The following is an 18,932-nucleotide window of genomic DNA, read 5'->3' on the forward strand; positions in this document are numbered from 1 at the left end:
AAAAAGGCGAGGGTTATCATTATTAATCTTTATGATCTGAGTCATCAATTTCCGAATCATCATCTTGTTTCTTTTGAATATTCACTTTAACGTCTTGTTGTGAATCTTCCTGCGTTGATTCTGATGGTTGTGACTCTTCGCTTTCAGTTGTATCTTCTTGAGAGTCATCCGTCGTTGCAGATGTTTCATCATCAGTCGTCTTCTCAGGTAAGACTCCTTTATAGAATAAGCTGTTAATTTGGGCTGCATCTAGTGTTTCAACTTCTAATAGTGTTTTAGCGATTAATTCTAACTGTGATTTATTTTCAGTAAGAATTTCTTTTGCACGCTCATAACAAGATTTAATAATGGATTGAATCTCTTGGTCGATTTCATAAGCAATTTGATCACTGTAATTTGGATCATTTTGTATGTCGCGACCTAGGAATACTTGACCTCCAGTGTTACCAAATTGAAGTGGTCCAAGCTTGTCACTCATACCAAATTCAGTAACCATTTTTCGAGCTATACCAGTTGCACGCTGGAAGTCATTGTGAGCTCCTGTACTTACTTCGCCAAATATGATTTCTTCAGCCACACGTCCACCTAATAAACCAGTGATTTTATCAAGTAATTCAGGTTTAGTCTGGAAGTAACGGTCTTCTTTAGGAAGCATAACCGCATACCCTCCAGCTTGGCCGCGAGGAACTATCGTAACCTTGTGAACCATGTCTGCTTCATCAAGTACTACACCGATTACTGTGTGACCACTTTCGTGATAAGCGACAATGTTTTTCTCTTTTTCAGAAATAACCTTACTCTTCTTAGCTGGACCTGCAATGACGCGATCAATCGCTTCATCGACATGCTCCATAGCTATTTTGTTAACGTCATCCCTTGCTGCTACTAATGCAGCTTCATTTAACAAGTTCTCAAGGTCTGCACCTGAGAAACCTGGCGTACGCATCGCAATCGTTTTAAGATCAACTGAATCATCTAACGGTTTGTTCTTAGCATGAACAGCTAATACTTCTTGACGACCTTTAACATCTGGAGCGTTAACCGTAATTTGACGGTCAAAACGTCCTGGACGTAGTAATGCTGGGTCTAAAATATCTGGGCGGTTTGTAGCCGCAATCATAATAATACCTTCGTTAACACCGAAACCGTCCATTTCAACAAGTAACTGGTTAAGTGTTTGTTCACGTTCGTCGTGACCGCCACCAACACCAGCACCACGCTGACGACCTACTGCATCAATTTCATCAATGAAGACGATACAAGGTGCATTTTTCTTCGCATTCTCGAATAAATCACGTACACGTGATGCACCAACACCAACGAACATTTCTACGAAATCAGAACCACTGATTGAGAAGAAAGGAACGCCAGCTTCACCAGCAACAGCTTTTGCTAGTAATGTTTTACCTGTACCAGGAGGTCCAACAAGTAAAATCCCTTTAGGAATTCTTGCACCAAGTTCAGTAAATTTACGAGGATCTTTTAAGAAGTCAACTACTTCAACTAACTCTTGCTTTTCTTCATCAGCACCAGCAACATCTGGGAACTTCGTTTTCTTCTTATCTTCTGTGTACATCTTTGCCTTACTCTTACCAAAGTTCATCATACGGCCACCGCCGCCTTGCATTTGGCCAAGTAAGAAGAAGAATAAAATAAACAGAATAATAAACGGAATTAACGTTGTAAAGAAACGCGCCCATGCACTAGGCTCTTCTGCTTTGACAGTTGAAAAGGTATCAACTTGCTCTTCTGCAGTACTCACAATCTCACTTACGATTTGCTCGTTTGCAGGAAATTCAGCTTGGAAGTTAGCACTACCTCCATCACTCGACATCTCCCCGCGAGCTTCATACGCTTGATTTGTATATTGAATGGTCAACTCAGTAATTTGACCATTTTCTAATGCACTTCTAAATTCTTTATAATTTAGTTGTTCCGTGTCAGGGTTCGGGTTATTTAACATCCCGATAATAGCGATTAACACTAGGAATATAATAAAGAAAAAGAATGTATTTCGGAACACTCGGTTCATTACGTACCTCCTCCTAAGCGACAAACTAAACTTATACTACCATAATAAAAATAGGTGCCTCAACTGATAGCTACTTGAACATTTTCTGAACAAATCGTACAAGGTGTATAGTTCAACTTATGAATAAATTTCAGGCTTTAATACTCCGATATAAGGAAGGTTACGATATTTTTCTTGATAATCTAACCCGTACCCTACAACAAAAGCATCTGGCACTTCAAACCCGACTAAATCAGCTTTAACATCTGATTGTCTGCCTGATGGTTTATCTAATAACGTCACGATCGTAATTGAATTTGCATTACGATATTTAAATAGATCTACTAAGTAACTGAGTGTTAATCCACTATCGATAATATCTTCAATGATTAACAAGTCACGACCTTTTTACTTTTGTATTTAAGTCTTTAATAATCTTAACTTCGCCAGTAGACCTCATTCCACCTTCATAACTTGACACATCCATAAAATCCATCTCGATATGTGTATCCACTCGTTTTAATAAGTCGCTCATAAAAGGCATAGCACCTTTTAACACACCGACAGCAAGTGGGAATTTGCCGTCAAATTGTTCAGTGATGACAGCCGCTAACTCTTTAGTTTTCTTTTGAATGTCTTCTTCAGAAATTAATATTTCTTTAATCTCATCGTGCATGGAGATCCCCCTAATCATTTATGAAAAGTTATTTGAATTAATCTTTGACCGCTATCTTCTGCTAAATGACTTTTACATACGAACGGAATCCAAATGATTTCACCATTAGACTCAACAATCGGCCATTCATCCCGTAAATACTTAGGAATTTTTTTGATCAATAAAAATATCTTTTACTTTCTTACGACCTTTCATTCCTTTAGGTTTAATACGGTCACCATGTTTTCTTGTTCGCACCATGAGTGGAAGTGATATGTGATGCTTATCACATAAGAATGTGTCATTACCTGTATCTTGAACAACATCAACCTCAGCTACTGACACCGACCAACCATTTGGAAGCTGTAAAGTTTCACCAACATTTATAATGTTATGAAACGACTCAACAGCATTTGAACCTTTTAAAATTCGGCATTCATCATAAGCTTTAATCAATGTAATCTGTTTATTAATTTGATACTGGCTGTTCTTTTGATCAGACTGTATCCACTCTTTAAAAGTATTAAAATAATCCTTATCCATCATCTCATGTGTATAAAGATAGTTTAATATTAGATGAAAGATTCTCCTTTGTAAAGGTACGGGTATCTCATTAAACTCAGTAATTGAAAAAGTAGCATAATTTATATTCATATCTACCATTTTACTGAACTGTTCATGAGCCAATGATTGCATTAATTCTTCTTCTTCATTCAATTGTACCTGCAAGCCTGCAAGGCTATGAGTTAAGCTTGGATTTTCTTTTTCTAACAACGGAATCACTTGATTACGAATTCGATTCCTAGTATAAGTATCTTGCTCATTTGACGGATCCATTCTTGGATTTAAGTCATGTTTATGGATAAAATTTAAAATATCGTCTTTAGTAATACATAAAAAGGCCTTATAATCTTATGTTCGTCAAAATCTCTCTTAATTGGTAACCCTTTTGGCCGTACGCCTTTAATAAACTGCATGAACATGGTTTCTGTTAGATCATCTTGGTGATGACCTAATACAAGCTTACTATGATTATACCCGTTCATACAGTCAGCAAAAACTGATACCTTTTTTCTCTTGCAGCAACTTGTGTACCTACTTGTTGATCCTTTTTATAACCAGAAACATCGACTCGTCCTATTTTGCATGGTATTCCTAAACGTGCACATTCATTTTGAACAAATTTGACATCATCTAAAGATTCTTGTCCTCTTAATTGGTGGTCGACGGTAAGTGTCATTAAATTTAGATTCCATGATTCTCGAATGGAGGCAAAAAATGGAGTAAAGCTAATGAATCTGGCCCGCCAGAGACTGCCAGAAACAATGTATCACCTTTTTCAAACAGACGATGTTCTTGGTTAAAGTTGAATACAGCTGATTCCATATTGTTCGCACACCATTTCATAAAATTACTATTCTTTCATCGTACCACTATCTATTTTTATAGTTCAATAAATGTACCTATATTCTATAAAATAAAAAGTAGAATAAACCTGCGTGCACTAAAATAATGGAAGATAACCCAAGCGCTTCTGGCCAAAAATCAATTTTAGGATTAGTAGCCGTTTTTCTGTTAGATTTAGTTGGTTGTAATTGTTTTCTGTTGATGACTCCAAGTTCACTTTTTAACTCTAGTGCATTGTTATATTGACCACTTAGTGCCTTTTTTAAAATGGGAGTGAGTGGTTTAAGCGATTTAGCCTGGTTTAAGACTTTATAGATGTCACGTTCTTTTGTGTTGTGTATGGTGACATGAGGATCCAAGCTAAGCAAACAAACAGCAAAAGCAAATAAATCGTAAGTCACGTCAGCTCGCCTGTCACCTAACCTCCAGTAACCGCGGTCAAACCAAGTTGTATATTCTCGGATTGCTCGGCCAAGAGCAGTAACCCCGCCCACGTCCACTAATCTAGCTTGTTTAGTCTTTCGATCGATTAAAATATTATCTGGCTTAAGATCTCCGTATATGTATCCTAATTGATGGATTTTGTGTAATTTCTTTAATAATTGAAAACTAATCGGAAATAACCAAGATAATCCTTCTCTCTTAACCCAGTCTGAAACAGGCACACCATCTATATATTCCATTACATAAAATGCTAACTTTAAATCATGAGAAATATAAGCATCATCCACATCCAATAAAAGAGGCCCAAGCGGCGGGCCTTGGACCTTTTTGAATTCCTTTAACACATTGACTTCTGCTGAAATCACACTAGAATCCTGGCTTATTTTTAATGCCACATAACGGTTTCCTATACGGGCTAGATATATAGAACCTCTTGCTCCCTCGCCAATAAGGCGAACGATTGTGTAGGTTCGCTTGTTCCAAATACCTTCTAGACGTTGCTGACTAGTAAGACGAACCGTAGGATGAATCGATGATGTCATCCGAATCGTCCCTCCATTCCTCAGAAGACGGTACGTTTTGGAAAGCTTTCACGGTTTGCTTTAAAGCTGCCCCCGTAGGTGTGATCCCACCTGCTGCTAATTTAGGAAATACTTTGTTGACTCTTTTTCCGTCGTTTGTCCACGGAAGTAATTCTTTAACGACTTGATTTCTTGCAGGGAATTGGTAAATAGAGTAATAGTGATCACCCGTTCTTGCCTGTAAACTTAAAATAAAGTCATCAATCGCATCTTTTACCGCTTCCATTTTATGTTGCATAGATGCACTCGTATCAACCAATATTAACACTTGTAAATTAACCGTTTCGCCTAAATCTTCTACGACCTTTTGAACTTCACCTCTCGTCTCAGGTGGAAGATCTTCTTCATTTGTCTCTTGTCCAAAAATCTGACTTAATTCTTTAGAGACAAAGCCCTGAATCGTCTGTGTCATTGCCTGCCTCGTTACTGTTTGCACAGTTTCTGAAAGGACATCAGCATAGACAATTCGGCTAATTCCATTTCCTGAATTAGCAATATCATTGACTTCTGATAGTCCAACTGGTTCTTCGGTTTGATCATCATCTAGTACACCTATTACATTAACTGCAATTCCTTTTTGAGCAATCATTGAACTCACCTTAATAGGATCTTCCCCTTGATTCGAGCAGCCATCTGTAATTAATAGAATTTGACGGATAGTTCCTGTATGCATGATATGCGCCTCCTTCGTCTTTTTAACCATTGTTGACGATTTTTAGGCAACATATACTATCAATCATATGGATTATTAAACTGATTTTGGGTACGCAAAAGATGCCCACTTCGGTTTACTTTTCTCAATTCTCGTTACTAATACCGTCATATCATCTAAAATTTGATTATGGTTACTACGAACAACCTCTTCTAAGATGATGTCCGCAATTTCCTGAGGGTTCTCTGTCTCAAGTTCTTTCAATTTACGCTTAAGCCAAACCTCTCTATTTTCTTCAAGCCTTGTCGTCTCAAGAACACCGTCACTCACCATAACAAGAATGTCTCCATCTTTTAGAGATTCATTAACTGGCTCAACATCGAACTCATCTAAAATCCCAATAGGTACATTGCTACCTTCAACCGGATAAACAGAACCTGACCTGATAATATAACTGATCGATGCACCAATTTTTAAGAAATTGGCTCTTGGTTCTTGTAAATCTATGATGGCAAGGTCTAAGGTGGCATAGATTTCATCTGATGTTCTTAGCGATAAAATAGAATTAATCGATTGAATGGCAACACGTTCATTTATGCCAGACTGTAAGATTTGCTTAAGTAGTTTTAATGTCTCAGAACTTTCTAAGTATGCTCGCTCACCATTCCCCATACCATCACTAATCGCTACTGCATATCTACTTTTTCCAAGTTCAAGCATGACATAACTATCTCCAGATAAGAAATTACCGTTTTTGGCAGCGTGTGCAACACCCGTATCAAGCTGATACCTTTTAATCGATGCGAAGTTAAATGTGCGATAACCACTTCTAGCATCAACCGGGTCCTCTGATTCAACGACGATCGATTCTCCAAACAACTCAGAAAGCATCGGAGCAATGAGCTTCTCACCTTCTCCATGATATTCATTGAAGTGTAAAGTCATTTCCATATCCACATTGCCTTGATCGATCGAATATAATTCTAAACGGTCTAAGCTTAAATTAAGCTGTTGAATAAGCCGTTTAACTTCTTCTTCTTGCCAGTCGTGTTCTTGACGCTCTTTTAAAATTTCCTTTGCGAAGTTGTTCATGACTTCAGATACGCCATTTAATTGTTCGGATACAAACTTTCTGCTTTCTTTTACCTGCTGTTTTAATCGTTTATTAGCCTGATAGAACGAGAGTTCATATCGCATCTGATCAACCATTTGATCCTGTTTAATACAAAAGTTTTTAAGCTTTCCAACGTTTAAATTTAACTGCGACACGTCGTGATCTTCAATTGACTGCATTGTATCGTGCAATACATTATAGGTTCTATCGAAATTATTGACCCAGCATTGATGTTTCTTAAGACAAGTCTGGCACGTTTTTTTCAGACACTCTGCTTAAATATTCATCTACTTCTGTTGTCGCTTCTAAATTCTTCTGTTCCAAATCATAATAAGCAAAACTATGAGATAAAGCTTGAAACATTTCAGAAAAACGTTCAACACGTTCAGCCGTTGCATTTCTAACTTTTTTTTACATATTGCTCTTGTGCTTCTTTCTCTTCTTCTGTACCCGGAACAAAAGCAGCCATCTTTTTATTAACGACTTAGGAGTCAATACAAAGACCCCAGCTGCAATACTTGCCTCAATTAGCAGCTGCTGAAACGAAGTACATCTACCTGGTACATTCCAATTAACACGGTCGCAACAAACATACCAAGTATGACCCCATATTTATTGGTAACCTTAAGCAGCCCACCTAATAAGCCAGCTAACGCTAGCAAACTCACCTGATAGAGATGAAACGTACTCACTAAACTGAGCATTAAACCTACAATTACTCCAATAGCTGATCCAACGGTCGCACCAGCTATAAAAGCACTTAATAAAACAAAGTATTTAGAACCAACTTGCTCTAAACCTACTCCTGTGACGGATAAACCTACGAATCCAGTAATAACTGCCGTTGCTAAAATAACTAAACAAATAATTTCTTCAACTTTCACCTTCAACGCTGGCCTTTTATTAGACAAGTAAGGGAATGATTGTAAAAAATCATAATTAAAAAGGCACTCAGTACAGCTTCTGTTGCTAAAATGGCTGCATCATACATGACAATGGACCCTTCAAGTACATAAAAAACACCACGCCCGATGACAGAACTGACTAATGTAGCTGCAATGACTGGGCTTGTAATCCTAGCCATTTTATTTAAGAAGAGTTTATAAATAAACATGAGAATAATACCAGAAACAACAATGTACATCGTTTGCTGTATACTAACTGTTATGGCACCCATTGATAAAAACATAAACACGGTGAAGGCTGATTGTTTTCTCGTAATAATTGTTGTTGCTAAAAACGCCAAAGCAAATGGCGACAAAGAAGATAATATGATGGCTCGTCCAAGGAAAAACCCGATCATGTATAATAACCATCCTTGGTCGAATAACTTGCGTACAACGATTTGTTTAATAGATTGATAGAATTGACTTAACTTAGGAAATTTAGGTTGCTCAGTCGTCACTGCTCCTACTTTAGATAATATTGCCATACTCACGACCACTCCTTTAACTAAATTCAACCACATAATCTATTAATTTTTTTGTCAAAATAGCGTGACTATTTCAAAAAAGTTTTCGACGTTTAGCTTCGCTTATTCTCACTATTTCAACAAAATATGGTTTGTTAAGAGGACTATTATGAAAAAAGTTGTAACATCATAAAAACTTATTCAAAAAAATTGTTGACACATATGAAAACCTGTATTATTATAAATTTTGTGTTTAAAAGATTTACTTAACTGACCACAACTTGGCGGTGTAGCTCAGCTGGCGAGAGCGTACGGTTCATACCCGTGAGGTCGGGGGTTCGATCCCCTCCGCCGCCACTCTTAATAAGGCCCGTTGGTCAAGCGGTTAAGACACCGCCCTTTCACGGCGGTAACACGGGTTCGAGTCCCGTACGGGTCACTAAAGCAAAAAGCCGTTCAAACTGAAATTAGTTTGAACGGCTTTTTTTGGCTCTACATTATTTGTTGGGGTAGAGGTTATTTTCTGATAAATCCTTTAAGTCTTTAATGTTAACCTTCCAGGTTAGGCCTTCCCTTTTCGCGGGCGATCCGCGAGCCTCCTCGAACTCCACTAACGTTACGTTCTGTGGGGTCTCGCCTGGCTCGCTCTCCCGCTGGAGTGTCAGGCCTACCTTTGGATTTAAATGATTTGATCGTTTTAGATTAGTTATAGCATCATCAATATAAAAGTTTAAAGGTTGGTTCGTTTTAATTAAATTAGGAGTGAGCGTATGCTCAACAAAACTTTTGACTTAGAACCCTTTTTTCTCGTGATTTTATTACCACTGCTAGCCAAAGATCTAATATATCTACCCTTAATTCAGTTTTATCTACCTCAATTTGAGATTTATCTACCCTCTTTAAAATTTTATGCATTTCTTCTATTTAAAAAAAGACGCCCAATATTGAGCGCCTTTTAGAAAATGAATTTATATCCAACATTAAATGTTTTATTCACACATCTTTTTCGACAGCAAGTTATCCTCTCTTAGCACCTCGACCTCCACGACGGGACTCCGTATGCTTTTTAAGAGACGCTAATTTATCTTCGCTATCCTTTAGAAATTTGTTCATTTTGGATTCGAAGCTTTCACTGCGTTTCTTTTGAGCTTGCTTTTCATACTTTTCATTAGCCTTCTTAATTGAAAGACCAATTTTCCCGTCATCTTCAACGTTTAACACTTTGACTTCTACTTCGTCACCGACTGATAGATGTTCATTAATGTCTTTAACGAATTTGTTAGCCACCTCACTGATGTGAACTAACCCTGTAGAGCCATCTGGTAGTTCTACAAATGCTCCAAAGTTTGTGATGCGGGTAACCTTACCACGCAACTTGCTGCCTACTTCAACTGACATAAAAGAAATGCTCCTCCTTAAAAAATTAAAAGATATATTCTTATATATTATATATAAGCAGAGAAATAAGTGTCAATAAGAAGGGTCTTCATCTGGTAATTTAAAAATAATTTCCCCATCTTCTGAAAAGAAATAGTCTTTCCTGGCGATCTTTAGTAAATAATCAATATCGCCTAAAAGCTGTATTTCTTTATTAAGCTTATTATTTTCTGCTTTATATTCTTCTAAGGTGGCGACTTTTTCATCGTATTTTGTTGCTTTTCTTCCATCACTGCACGCTGATTAATATGCGTAAACACCAAGATTCCCATGATTAAGGAAAATAGCACACCAAAAGCTAGTAACCTGCGGAATAATAGCTTCTTCTGTTTTGCCTTAAAGTCCCTTTGTTCTTCGTGTTCTTGAACATATTCAGTTTGGATTTTCGCAACATTACGCCGGCTACGAGTCCGCCTCGTCATTTTTACGCCTCCTAAATTTTTAAAAGGTATAGCAAGTCCTTTTTTAGCTTATTTATTATTCTACTACAGATTGAAAGTAAATTCAGCAAGTAATTTTGGACGAATTTAGGGATAAAAGGTCGAATAAAGAAGGCTATCACGCGATAAATAATCGTTATTATCTTCCAAACGATCGAAAGAACGCCTACAAAAATAGCTACCACTAATTGAATAATCCATATAACAGGCCTAATAACCAATGTTTGAATGAGACGACTGATTAACTGATATACATGAATTGTAAAACGGATAAAACTTTTTAAAATAGGTATATAAATAGTCTGGAATAAGGCGTAATACGATGAAATTCCTAGTAGCACTGCTAAAGCTAAATAAAACGGATAATGCCGCCATTCGCTAAAAATAATAAATAAAAATGAGGCAGCCTTGTGTGAGGAAAAATAACATATCGACGATCACACGATTCCAGTAAGCTTGAGGTCGCAATAACAGCTTGTACGTATCAAACATAGCTGACATTACAACCCCTCCGCTTACCATGGTTAACATGGTTAAGAACTGAGTATCTAGGTTCATTTAAATAACTTATTAAAGAAACCTTTACTCTTATTGCCCTGGTGATCATCGATGTAACTGAAGGCTTCTATTTTCCCTTGAATCGTTAATAGTCCTTCCTCCACATTTAGGTTTTTCATGTGAAGGTTCTCACCTCGAACGACTAAGTATCCTAGTGTCGTTTGAAGCAGAAACTCTTCAGTATCAAAGCTGTCTACATCCTTTACACCTGTTAATTCCAAGCGACGACGGTTCGTAAGTTTAAGTTCGTGGTTTTGCTCTCTTTCACGTTCATTCTTATATAGGCTTTGTTCATATTGCATGTCCGATCCCTCCTATCATATACCTATGATAGAAAGGACAGGTTTATCACACTATTTTTAATCGATTCTCTCTTGCTCAACCTTTTCTTCATTAACGACCGTATATAGTGTCGTCGCTTCGTCTTTCTTGACTTGCTCACTTAATCGTTCGACCCGAATCGTTAATAATGTATGGCCGAAACGAATTTTGATTTCGTCACCAACTGTTAATTCAGAAGAAGCCTTTGCTGGTCGTCCATTGACTTCAATCCGACCTTGGCTAGCCACTTCCTTAGCAACCGTCCTTCTTTTAATCAACCTTGATAGTTTTAAGAATTTATCAACTCTCATAATGACACTCCCTATATTATTCATTCTCTGTTTGTTTAGCCTTCTCCCAATAATGATCCATTAATTCCAATGATGCATCATCAATATTTATTTGATCATGCTTTAACATTTCCTCAAGCTTTTTAAACCGTTTTATGAACTTTACGCTAGTTCGATGGAGTGCTAGCTCTGGATCTAATTGATAATATCGGCCAACATTCACAAGTGAGAACAGCACGTCTCCGAATTCCATCTCTGCATCACTAGTTGACTCATTCGACAGCGCTTCTTGTAATTCCTTTATTTCTTCCTCTACTTTAGAGAACATAGAAGTAGGTTCATTCCAGTCAAACCCCACTTTTGATACTTTTTTCTGAATTTCTTTAGCAAATAATACCTCGGTAATGATTCGTTTAATTCATCTAAAACAGACTCCGTTTTGGGACGATTCTTTTGTTTAATTTGTTCCCAGTTCTTCTTCACTTCCTCTGCAGAGTCAACGCTTACATCTCCAAACACATGAGGGTGACGTTCAATCATTTATCGGTGATCGACCTAATCACATCATTCACGGTAAAATATCCGCTTTCTTCAGCAATTTGACTATGAAGCATAACCTGAAGTAGTACATCTCCAAGTTCTTCAGCTATATGAGCATCATCTTCTTCCTCAATTGCATCGATCACTTCATAAGCTTCTTCAATTAAAAAACGGCGAAGTGATTCATGGGTTTGCTTTTGATCCCACGGGCAGCCACCAGGCCCCCTTAACCTCGCAACCACTTCCCTAATTGTATCAAACTGATGGTGTAGTAAAGATGAATCAGCTGGTTTTATGTAAAGAGTCGTTAGGTTTGAAAATTGAAACTGACGATCTAATTGATATAACGGAACAGTGTTAACCTTCTCATTTTCTATATCACCAGCAGAATCCACAATCGTGATCGGATAGTCATATGGTAAGTCTTCCATTAACGTTAACTTAACTTCTGATGCCGCCATCTCATCATAAACTTGAGCAATAAATATATGCTGCCTGTATTGAATAAGCTCTCGCTTTAAGTCTGTACCATCAAGCAGTTGAAACCCTTCTATTGGGTCAACTTTAACAGCTGAAAATAACGCATCTATAAAGCTTTGCCCACCGATGACATCAACCTTTACCTCTTCATTGTTCCGTAGTATTTTGACGGTCCGTTCGGCAACCATTGGATGTCCAGGCACTGTATACAAAACATCTTCAATTAGGCTTTTTGAATTAGTTGATTCGAAATGGCCTCATATACTTGTTCGAATTGATCAAAGGATTCATAAACATTGTCCATAGATTCAAATTGAACCCCTTCATTTGCAAGAACTTGTACGACAGGATGTTCTTTTGTTCTTGTGTAGATTGTTCCTTCATGCTGAGTGAGTTTTCTATAAATCCCCAATGGTAATTGGTCAATTGAACTAGCGCCTAGCCCTACTACAGTAATGTTACCCATCATGATCTCCTTTCAAACCGATGACCAACCAAAGCCATCCATTCATTTTTAGAAAAAATCTTGAAGACATATAGCCCGATTAAAATGATTAATATTCCTAATACACATTGGGCTAATACAATTGGAATTAACACTAAACGGTCCACTATTAGCCACTGATTAATAGACCATACGGCCCCTAGCATAATTACACTTAATAATAAGATTTTGATGAAAAATTTAAACGGAATACTAACCTTTGTTAATTGCTTCCATTTTACGATAAACACAAGCAATAGAAAACTAACAGCCACTAAATAAGCCATACTAGATCCGACTAGTCCAAACTTAGGAATGAGCAAAATATTTAAACACCACTTTATAATAATCATCATCAAGACCCATTTTAATTGTTGAATGCGATAGTTATATTCTTGCAAAAAGACGGAAATAACAATGGTCATTGATAATAAAAAGACTAACCCCATCATTAATTGGATTGAATATGTCCCTTGTCTTGTTATAAACAAAAGCGGATTTAGATTAGGCATTACTGCTACTAATCCTAATGAGGCAGATAATGATAGTAAAAAGTCCACTTTAAAGCTAGTAACTGTTGGTTTAAATCCTTATTTAGAGCCGGAATGAGTGCAAGCGCTAAAGATGACCCAATGACTAAACCAAGCTGCACCATTGAATGGCTGCGATCAAACACTCCTTTAGCGATTTTAGCTTCTTCGAATGCCAAACCATATTTTCTTAATAAATCAACTAGTGAAAAGACGTCTACCACTTGTAAAACCAAATGCAGGACATACGTGATACTATACACTGCTATACCAATAAGCAACGATTGTACAAACGTTCCTTTAAGCTTTTGATGCTTTGAAAGCTTGTAGGCTGTTTTCTTGCGGCGAAACATTAAGGTTAACCATAGACCTGCTATAACTGCCCCTATTATTGTTGCAATTGATGTTAAAACACCAATGGAATAAATCGGCAAGTGATTCACCGCTACGATTGTCACGATAATAATCCCAAATACGCGAACCATTTGCTCAACCACTTGAGAGATCGCGACATACTCTGTTAAATGAACGCTTTGGAAAAACCCTCTAAATAGAGCTGTAAAGGGAATTATTAAAAACATTAAACTTGCAGCTTTTATTGAGGGAGCGAGTGATGCGTCGCCCATAACGCTTGATAAAAAATCTGACGACAACCAAATGCCTAAAAATATTATAAATCCTAAGCCAAATAACCAATAAAAACCGCCCACGTATTTGGAAGGCGTGCGTCAATTTGCTGATCTTTGTCTTTAAGTGTGTGAGATAATGCACCCGGAATGCTGTACACTGATAAGAGAATCGCAATTGATAATATCGGATAAACTTGCTGATAAATGTACAACCCTTCATCACCAGCCATGTTTTGTAACGGTACCCGATAAATCATGCCTAACACTTTACTTATAAAACCCGCGATAGTCAGTAAAAGGGCACCTTTAATCCAAATTGCTTGCCTACTCATATTAAACTCCGTTCAACCTGTTTTTTTACCATTATAGCACACTAAAACTGACAATCTTTTCTCTTAACATAATAAAGAACAGTAAGGTAGTCTCCTCCTTACTGTTCAGCTTAATTATTCCATTTGTCTCGCCAAAAGTTTGCGGCTGCTTGACAGACTTTAACTTCGACGTCCGTCAATGAACCTTTGTCCATAATCATTATGACACTTCCAACTGGGTCACCATTCGATACAATTGGTTGAATAAGATAAGATGAGACCGATTCCTCTTTGCCTTCAACGATTTCAATCGTTGACTCGTTTTCTCAACTTTGTTTTCCCGCTTATCCATCGCCGATTCAATCTCTTTGCCTATGTTTTTATTTAAGTACTCTTTCTTGGATGCACCCGCGATTGCAATAATTTCATCGCGATCTGATACTAAGATTTTTTGACCAAGAGAATCGAATAAGGAATGTGCATACTCTTGTGCAAATTCACTTAATTCATTTATCGGTGAATATTTCTTTAAAATAACTTCACCTTCTCGGTCGACAAAAATTTCTAATGGATCCCCTTCTCGAATGCGTAATGTTCTTCTTATCTCTTTAGGGACAACAACTCTGCCGAGATCATCTATTCGGCGTACAATTCCTGTTGCTTTCATTTCTTGAAATCCCCGCTTTCTATGGTGTACTTGCATTGGTAACGATGGCTACCCGCTCGTCACCTGCTAGTAATTTTTAGTATGAGACAAGAAGCACAATCTATTCATTTATTGGTAATTTTTGTTTCATCTAATTTTGATAAAAATTCTTCGAGTACTTGATAGCGTTTTACGCGGTTCTGCCTTTGAAATTGAAACGTTATTTTTAGTTGCTTGCCTTCAGTACCAAGCTGAACCATTCGTCCATATTCATTCGCAAGCGTAAACAACTGCGCACCGTCAACTTTCTGACTTTCATCTGCATCCATTAATAACTCCATTTTATTTTTACGTTCATCAATATTCTGAATACGTTCCTTCTTAGCTAATATCCGAATGCGAGAGACTTGTAATAAATCTTCAACCTCTTGAGGGTATTCACCAAAACGGTCTAATAATTCATCCTTTGTATCATAAATATCTTGAAGATCATCAGCAGCTTGAATCTGCTTATACATTTCGATCTTTTGAGCTTCATCCGTAATATACTCACTAGGAATATAAGCATCTAAAGCTAATGACATCTCAACCTCAAATGGTTTCGTTTCTTCATAAGTTTTACCTTCTTTTTTCGCCTTTATAGCATCATTAAGCATTTGAGAATAAAGGTCAAACCCGACCGAATCAATAAACCCGTGTTGCTCTGTGCCTAGTAAATTTCCTGCTCCTCGAATCGATAAGTCACGCATGGCAATTTTGAAGCCAGACCCTAGTTCAGTAAACTCTTTAATGGCCTCTAATCGTTTTTCAGCTACTTCTGAAAGGACTTTATTTGTTGATAAGTAAAATAGGCATAGGCTAAACGATTAGAACGCCCAACACGGCCTCTTAATTGGTACAACTGGCTCAGTCCCATTTTGTCACCGTCGTATACAATTAACGTGTTAACGTTTGGAATATCAATTCCTGTTTCGATAATTGTAGTGCTGACTAATACATCAAAATTACCTTCTAAAAAGTCGAAGATAATCCCTTCTAGCTGACCTTCACTCATTTGACCATGTGCATAATTAACTCTAGCGTCTTCAACTAGCGCATCAATCTCTGCCGATACTTTTTCAATAAGATCGACCCGGTTGTATAAGAAAAACACTTGGCCGCCTCTTGCTAATTCACGTTCAATAGCTTCTCTAATAAAAGCAGGATTATATTCTAATACATAAGTCTGTATTGGAAAACGATTCTCTGGTGGCGTTTCTATGACAGACAAGTCCCGCACCCCCACCATAGACATGTGAAGTGTCCGCGGAATTGGAGTAGCTGTTAATGTTAACACATCCACATTAGCTTTTAACTGTTTAATCTTTTCCTTATGTTTAACCCCAAAACGCTGCTCTTCATCTACGACGAGTAATCCTAAATCTTTAAACACAACATCCTTTGATAGGACTCGGTGCGTGCCAATAACTACGTCGATTAACCCTTTTTTAATTTATCTAACGTTTCTTTTTGCTGTTTAGGCGTTCTAAAACGGCTAAGTAAACCAACATTAACACCAAACTCTTGAAAACGTTCCTGAAATGTTTCGAAATGCTGCTGAGCTAATATAGTTGTCGGTACAAGCACAGCTACCTGTTTATTATCCATTACCGCTTTAAATGCTGCACGAATGGCCACTTCCGTTTTCCCATAGCCAACATCACCGCATAATAAACGGTCCATAGGGCGTTCACGTTCCATGTCATGCTTAATCTCATCAATACAGCGCAATTGGTCCTCAGTTTCTTCATAAGGAAAAGCCGCTTCAAAATCGCGCTGCATTTCAGTATCTTTAGAAAATGCATGACCTTTAGAAGCTTCTCGTTCTGCATAAAGCTGGATTAAATCATCCGCGATATCCTCAACCGAAGATTGAACGCGAGACTTAACTTTCTTCCACTCGCTTCCTCCTAGACGATATAGCTTAGGTGCTTTACCTTCTGAACCAACATATTTCTGAACCTGATCAATTTGATCGACCGGAACATATAACTTATCATTTCCTGAATAGTTAATGACCATATAGTCTTTATGAAGATCATTCACTTCTAACGTTTCAATGCCTAAGTATTTACCGATTCCGTGATTAATGTGGACGACGTAATCGCCTACTTTAAGTTCCTGATAACTCTTAACTCTTTCAGCATTTGAGATTTTTTGACGTTTTTCGCTTTTTAGGCTTTTGCTTTTTAAACAGTTCTTCTTCAGTTAAAACGGCAAGCTTAAAAGCTGGCATCTCAAAGCCCTGGCTTAGGCTCCCTTGAATAACAATTGGTTCATTGACTGGAAGCTCTGTGTCTGAATCAACTTTGTAGGTTGTCATCTTATAATCATCTAACACACTTACAATTCGGTCCATTCTCTCTTCATCTTGAGCAACAATTACGACAGAGAAATTGGCGTTCGTCCATCGATCAATCTCACTTTTAAGCATTGGCATTTGACCATGAAATGTTTGCATTTGGCGACTAGATACATTAATTATATTTTCAGGCTTTGTATTTGGGATATGCCTTAAAATAAAGAAAAATATATTTTGGCTGAGTCATTTTTGCATGACAGTAGCCCAGTCAAACGTTAGCGTAAGCCCACTAACTAAAGACTGGGTCTCCAACATATCGGTATACCAATTTGCTTCCTCTTGGTCTAACTGCTCAGCTGTCTCAATAATTCGACTCATCTCATCAAATACAATCACGGTATCATCGCTTAAATAATCTATTAAACTATAAACATCATCATAGAGTAACGATAAGTACTTGACTAAACCTGGAAAATGTTCACCCTGTTCAAGCCTTTCAATATCATAGCCAATGGATTCTTGAAGCTTTTCTTGCTTGTCAGGCTCTTTAATCTTTTTAAGAGATTTAGATAGAAGCTGTTTTAACTGATCAGCAGCTGATAACATCTGGTCAGATGTCAATAAAACTCATGTACAGGTCCGATATGAACTTGATTAAGCTCTTTGTCTGACCTCTGATCTTCAGCATTAAAATACCTAATTGATTCAACTTCATCATCAAAAAATTCAATGCGTAATGGATTGATCTCCGTTAAAGGAAATAAATCAATTATGCCGCCTCGCCGGCTCATTTCACCAGGAGCCGTTACCATGTCAGTCTGTTTGAAACCCAGTTTGACTAACTTCTCAATCGTCTCTTCAAATGGATACTCCTGACCTACTTGGAAATCTACTGACGCTCGTTCACTAACATCAGATGGGGGCAGCACTCTTTTTAATGCCGCAACAGGCACAACCAAAATTCCTTGTTGATTCGTTTGCCATTTTTCCCAAACCTCTAATCGTTGAGCCTTTAGCTCAGGGGAGGCTGTTTCTGTCTCAGCTGCTAGTAATTCGTTAACTGGATATAACAAAACTGAATCAGGGTCCTCAGAGACCGACCCTAATTCTTCGTATACCTTTGTGCTTGCGTTAGATTATGGGTTATATACAACATTGGACGACTTGTTTTTTCCTGTAGTGCACCAGCTAGTAGCTGTCTTGTTGACGTAGTCAGGCCGGCAACTAACTGTTCACTCATTCCGCTATCAAGACCCTCGAGTAAATTAACAATGTCATCTTGTGAAGTTAAATATGACTTCAAATTCTGCAACAAATACTCCCCCCTTGCACCTACAATGCCTAATCAGTCATAAACAGAAAAATGCCTTGGTTATCACCAAAGCGGTAAATTCTATTAATGAATAAATGTATCATTTTCAAAAAGATTTGGATTTTGAGTTAAAATTTCTTCACAATGTTCACAAACAAGTTGAACAAAAGTCTCACCATCGTCATTTAGCTGCACAATATCTAAGGCAAGAGGCTGTTGTCCTAATAATTCATAAACACGGTTTTCATCCTCTATGACACCCATTGATTGTCTACAGTGTCTACATTTCATTGTAACTGACACACGAAAACCTCCTTCAGCAAACTATTAATTAGGTT

The 18,932-nt window shown here is 37.5% G+C and carries 17 protein-coding genes, 2 tRNA genes and 7 pseudogenes; 2 read left to right on the forward strand and 24 right to left on the reverse strand.

What is annotated here, in order from left to right; genetic code table 11:
• Positions 1 to 22 precede the first annotated feature (22 nt).
• From ftsH to JCM13188_RS21515, 11 genes and pseudogenes are all read right to left on the reverse strand, one after another.
• A complete protein-coding gene (gene ftsH, locus JCM13188_RS16000; protein WP_054754912.1) occupies positions 23 to 2,032 on the reverse strand; it encodes an ATP-dependent zinc metalloprotease FtsH in 2,010 nt (669 codons plus the stop codon).
• Positions 2,033 to 2,149: 117 nt separating this feature from the next.
• Positions 2,150 to 2,687, reverse strand: a pseudogene (gene hpt, locus JCM13188_RS16005) (hypoxanthine phosphoribosyltransferase).
• A 14-nt stretch (positions 2,688 to 2,701) separates the two neighbouring features.
• Positions 2,702 to 2,848 carry a TilS substrate C-terminal domain-containing protein gene (locus tag JCM13188_RS21505; protein WP_369405103.1) on the reverse strand — a complete coding sequence of 49 codons (147 nt, stop codon included), beginning with the start codon at positions 2,846 to 2,848 and terminating at the stop codon, positions 2,702 to 2,704.
• Positions 2,829 to 3,503 carry a tRNA lysidine(34) synthetase TilS gene (gene tilS, locus JCM13188_RS16010; RefSeq protein WP_369405104.1) on the reverse strand — a complete coding sequence of 225 codons (675 nt, stop codon included), beginning with the start codon at positions 3,501 to 3,503 and terminating at the stop codon, positions 2,829 to 2,831. The genes JCM13188_RS21505 and tilS (JCM13188_RS16010) overlap by 20 nt, the downstream gene beginning before the upstream one ends.
• Positions 3,498 to 3,906, reverse strand: a pseudogene (gene tilS, locus JCM13188_RS21510) (tRNA lysidine(34) synthetase TilS); the annotation flags it as partial. The gene tilS (JCM13188_RS16010) and the pseudogene tilS (JCM13188_RS21510), both read right to left, overlap by 6 nt.
• A gap of 5 nt (positions 3,907 to 3,911) precedes the next feature.
• The gene (locus JCM13188_RS19800) at positions 3,912 to 4,052 is read right to left on the reverse strand and encodes a hypothetical protein (protein WP_279401999.1); all 141 of its coding nucleotides are present in this window, start codon (positions 4,050 to 4,052) and stop codon (positions 3,912 to 3,914) included.
• Between the two features lie 77 nt (positions 4,053 to 4,129).
• Positions 4,130 to 5,059, reverse strand: coding sequence for a serine/threonine protein kinase PrkT (gene prkT, locus JCM13188_RS16020; RefSeq protein WP_054754915.1), 930 nt, complete (start codon positions 5,057 to 5,059; stop codon positions 4,130 to 4,132).
• On the reverse strand, positions 5,022 to 5,771 hold the full coding sequence (locus JCM13188_RS16025; RefSeq protein WP_054754916.1) for a vWA domain-containing protein: 750 nt from the start codon (positions 5,769 to 5,771) through the stop codon (positions 5,022 to 5,024). Before JCM13188_RS16025 ends, prkT begins: the two co-directional genes overlap by 38 nt.
• 75 nt (positions 5,772 to 5,846) lie before the next feature.
• Complete coding sequence (locus JCM13188_RS16030) at positions 5,847 to 7,130, reverse strand: SpoIIE family protein phosphatase (protein ID WP_279402005.1); 1,284 nt, start codon at positions 7,128 to 7,130, stop codon at positions 5,847 to 5,849.
• On the reverse strand, positions 7,102 to 7,227 hold the full coding sequence (locus JCM13188_RS19805) for a hypothetical protein (protein ID WP_279402000.1): 126 nt from the start codon (positions 7,225 to 7,227) through the stop codon (positions 7,102 to 7,104). The genes JCM13188_RS16030 and JCM13188_RS19805 overlap by 29 nt, the downstream gene beginning before the upstream one ends.
• Positions 7,228 to 7,391: 164 nt before the next feature.
• Positions 7,392 to 8,332 (reverse strand): annotated as a pseudogene (locus tag JCM13188_RS21515) (hypothetical protein).
• A gap of 226 nt (positions 8,333 to 8,558) precedes the next feature.
• Here JCM13188_RS21515 and JCM13188_RS16045 point away from each other — a divergent pair.
• Both JCM13188_RS16045 and JCM13188_RS16050 read left to right on the forward strand, forming a co-directional pair.
• A tRNA-Met gene (locus JCM13188_RS16045) sits at positions 8,559 to 8,632 on the forward strand.
• A 10-nt stretch (positions 8,633 to 8,642) separates the two neighbouring features.
• Positions 8,643 to 8,714 (forward strand) — tRNA-Glu (locus JCM13188_RS16050).
• Between the two features lie 578 nt (positions 8,715 to 9,292).
• Here JCM13188_RS16050 and JCM13188_RS16060 read toward each other — a convergent pair.
• The 13 genes and pseudogenes from JCM13188_RS16060 to JCM13188_RS16115 form a co-directional block, all read right to left on the reverse strand.
• Complete coding sequence (locus tag JCM13188_RS16060) at positions 9,293 to 9,673, reverse strand: S1 domain-containing RNA-binding protein (RefSeq protein WP_054754921.1); 381 nt, start codon at positions 9,671 to 9,673, stop codon at positions 9,293 to 9,295.
• 72 nt (positions 9,674 to 9,745) lie between these two features.
• Positions 9,746 to 9,865 (reverse strand): annotated as a pseudogene (locus JCM13188_RS21520) (septum formation initiator family protein); the annotation flags it as partial.
• Between the two features lie 32 nt (positions 9,866 to 9,897).
• Positions 9,898 to 10,134 (reverse strand): hypothetical protein, encoded by a 237-nt coding sequence (locus JCM13188_RS16065; RefSeq protein WP_054754922.1) that lies wholly within the window; start codon positions 10,132 to 10,134, stop codon positions 9,898 to 9,900.
• 396 nt (positions 10,135 to 10,530) lie between these two features.
• On the reverse strand, positions 10,531 to 10,710 hold the full coding sequence (gene yabQ / locus JCM13188_RS21525; RefSeq protein ID WP_054754923.1) for a spore cortex biosynthesis protein YabQ: 180 nt from the start codon (positions 10,708 to 10,710) through the stop codon (positions 10,531 to 10,533).
• Positions 10,707 to 11,012 carry a sporulation protein YabP gene (gene yabP, locus JCM13188_RS16075; protein WP_054754924.1) on the reverse strand — a complete coding sequence of 102 codons (306 nt, stop codon included), beginning with the start codon at positions 11,010 to 11,012 and terminating at the stop codon, positions 10,707 to 10,709. Before yabP ends, yabQ begins: the two co-directional genes overlap by 4 nt.
• A gap of 57 nt (positions 11,013 to 11,069) precedes the next feature.
• Positions 11,070 to 11,342: an RNA-binding S4 domain-containing protein gene (locus JCM13188_RS16080; protein ID WP_054754940.1), complete on the reverse strand. Its 273-nt coding sequence runs from the start codon at positions 11,340 to 11,342 to the stop codon at positions 11,070 to 11,072.
• A 16-nt stretch (positions 11,343 to 11,358) separates the two neighbouring features.
• Positions 11,359 to 12,807, reverse strand: a pseudogene (gene yabN, locus JCM13188_RS16085) (bifunctional methyltransferase/pyrophosphohydrolase YabN).
• Entirely contained in the window at positions 12,807 to 13,385 is a 579-nt protein-coding gene (locus tag JCM13188_RS16090; RefSeq protein ID WP_279402001.1) for an MATE family efflux transporter, read from the reverse strand. Before JCM13188_RS16090 ends, yabN begins: the two are co-directional and overlap by 1 nt.
• Entirely contained in the window at positions 13,352 to 14,065 is a 714-nt protein-coding gene (locus tag JCM13188_RS16095) for an oligosaccharide flippase family protein (RefSeq protein ID WP_279402002.1), read from the reverse strand. The genes JCM13188_RS16090 and JCM13188_RS16095 overlap by 34 nt, the downstream gene beginning before the upstream one ends.
• A complete protein-coding gene (locus JCM13188_RS16100) occupies positions 14,035 to 14,316 on the reverse strand; it encodes an oligosaccharide flippase family protein (protein ID WP_054754927.1) in 282 nt (93 codons plus the stop codon). The genes JCM13188_RS16095 and JCM13188_RS16100 overlap by 31 nt, the downstream gene beginning before the upstream one ends.
• A 114-nt stretch (positions 14,317 to 14,430) precedes the next feature.
• Positions 14,431 to 14,962, reverse strand: a pseudogene (gene spoVT / locus JCM13188_RS16105) (stage V sporulation protein T).
• A gap of 104 nt (positions 14,963 to 15,066) precedes the next feature.
• Positions 15,067 to 18,594: pseudogene (mfd, locus tag JCM13188_RS16110) on the reverse strand (transcription-repair coupling factor).
• 84 nt (positions 18,595 to 18,678) lie between these two features.
• Positions 18,679 to 18,897, reverse strand: a complete 219-nt coding sequence (locus JCM13188_RS16115; RefSeq protein WP_054754928.1) for an anti-sigma-F factor Fin — start codon at positions 18,895 to 18,897, stop codon at positions 18,679 to 18,681.
• Positions 18,898 to 18,932 lie beyond the last annotated feature (35 nt).

The organism is Piscibacillus salipiscarius JCM 13188, from assembly GCF_001311865.1.
Lineage (GTDB): Bacteria > Bacillota > Bacilli > Bacillales > Alkalibacillaceae > Piscibacillus > Piscibacillus salipiscarius.

Coding starts and splice junctions, on each gene's coding strand:
- ftsH (WP_054754912.1), bottom strand. CDS start 2,032: ATGAACCGAGTGTTCCGAAATACATTCTTTTTCTTTATTATATTCCTA.
- tilS (WP_369405104.1), bottom strand. CDS start 3,503: ATGGATCCGTCAAATGAGCAAGATACTTATACTAGGAATCGAATTCGT.
- JCM13188_RS19800 (WP_279401999.1), bottom strand. CDS start 4,052: ATGGAATCAGCTGTATTCAACTTTAACCAAGAACATCGTCTGTTTGAA.
- prkT (WP_054754915.1), bottom strand. CDS start 5,059: ATGACATCATCGATTCATCCTACGGTTCGTCTTACTAGTCAGCAACGT.
- JCM13188_RS16025 (WP_054754916.1), bottom strand. CDS start 5,771: ATGCATACAGGAACTATCCGTCAAATTCTATTAATTACAGATGGCTGC.
- JCM13188_RS19805 (WP_279402000.1), bottom strand. CDS start 7,227: ATGTTTCAAGCTTTATCTCATAGTTTTGCTTATTATGATTTGGAACAG.
- JCM13188_RS16060 (WP_054754921.1), bottom strand. CDS start 9,673: ATGTCAGTTGAAGTAGGCAGCAAGTTGCGTGGTAAGGTTACCCGCATC.
- JCM13188_RS16065 (WP_054754922.1), bottom strand. CDS start 10,134: ATGACGAGGCGGACTCGTAGCCGGCGTAATGTTGCGAAAATCCAAACT.
- yabQ (WP_054754923.1), bottom strand. CDS start 10,710: ATGAACCTAGATACTCAGTTCTTAACCATGTTAACCATGGTAAGCGGA.
- yabP (WP_054754924.1), bottom strand. CDS start 11,012: ATGCAATATGAACAAAGCCTATATAAGAATGAACGTGAAAGAGAGCAA.
- JCM13188_RS16080 (WP_054754940.1), bottom strand. CDS start 11,342: ATGAGAGTTGATAAATTCTTAAAACTATCAAGGTTGATTAAAAGAAGG.
- JCM13188_RS16100 (WP_054754927.1), bottom strand. CDS start 14,316: ATGAGTAGGCAAGCAATTTGGATTAAAGGTGCCCTTTTACTGACTATC.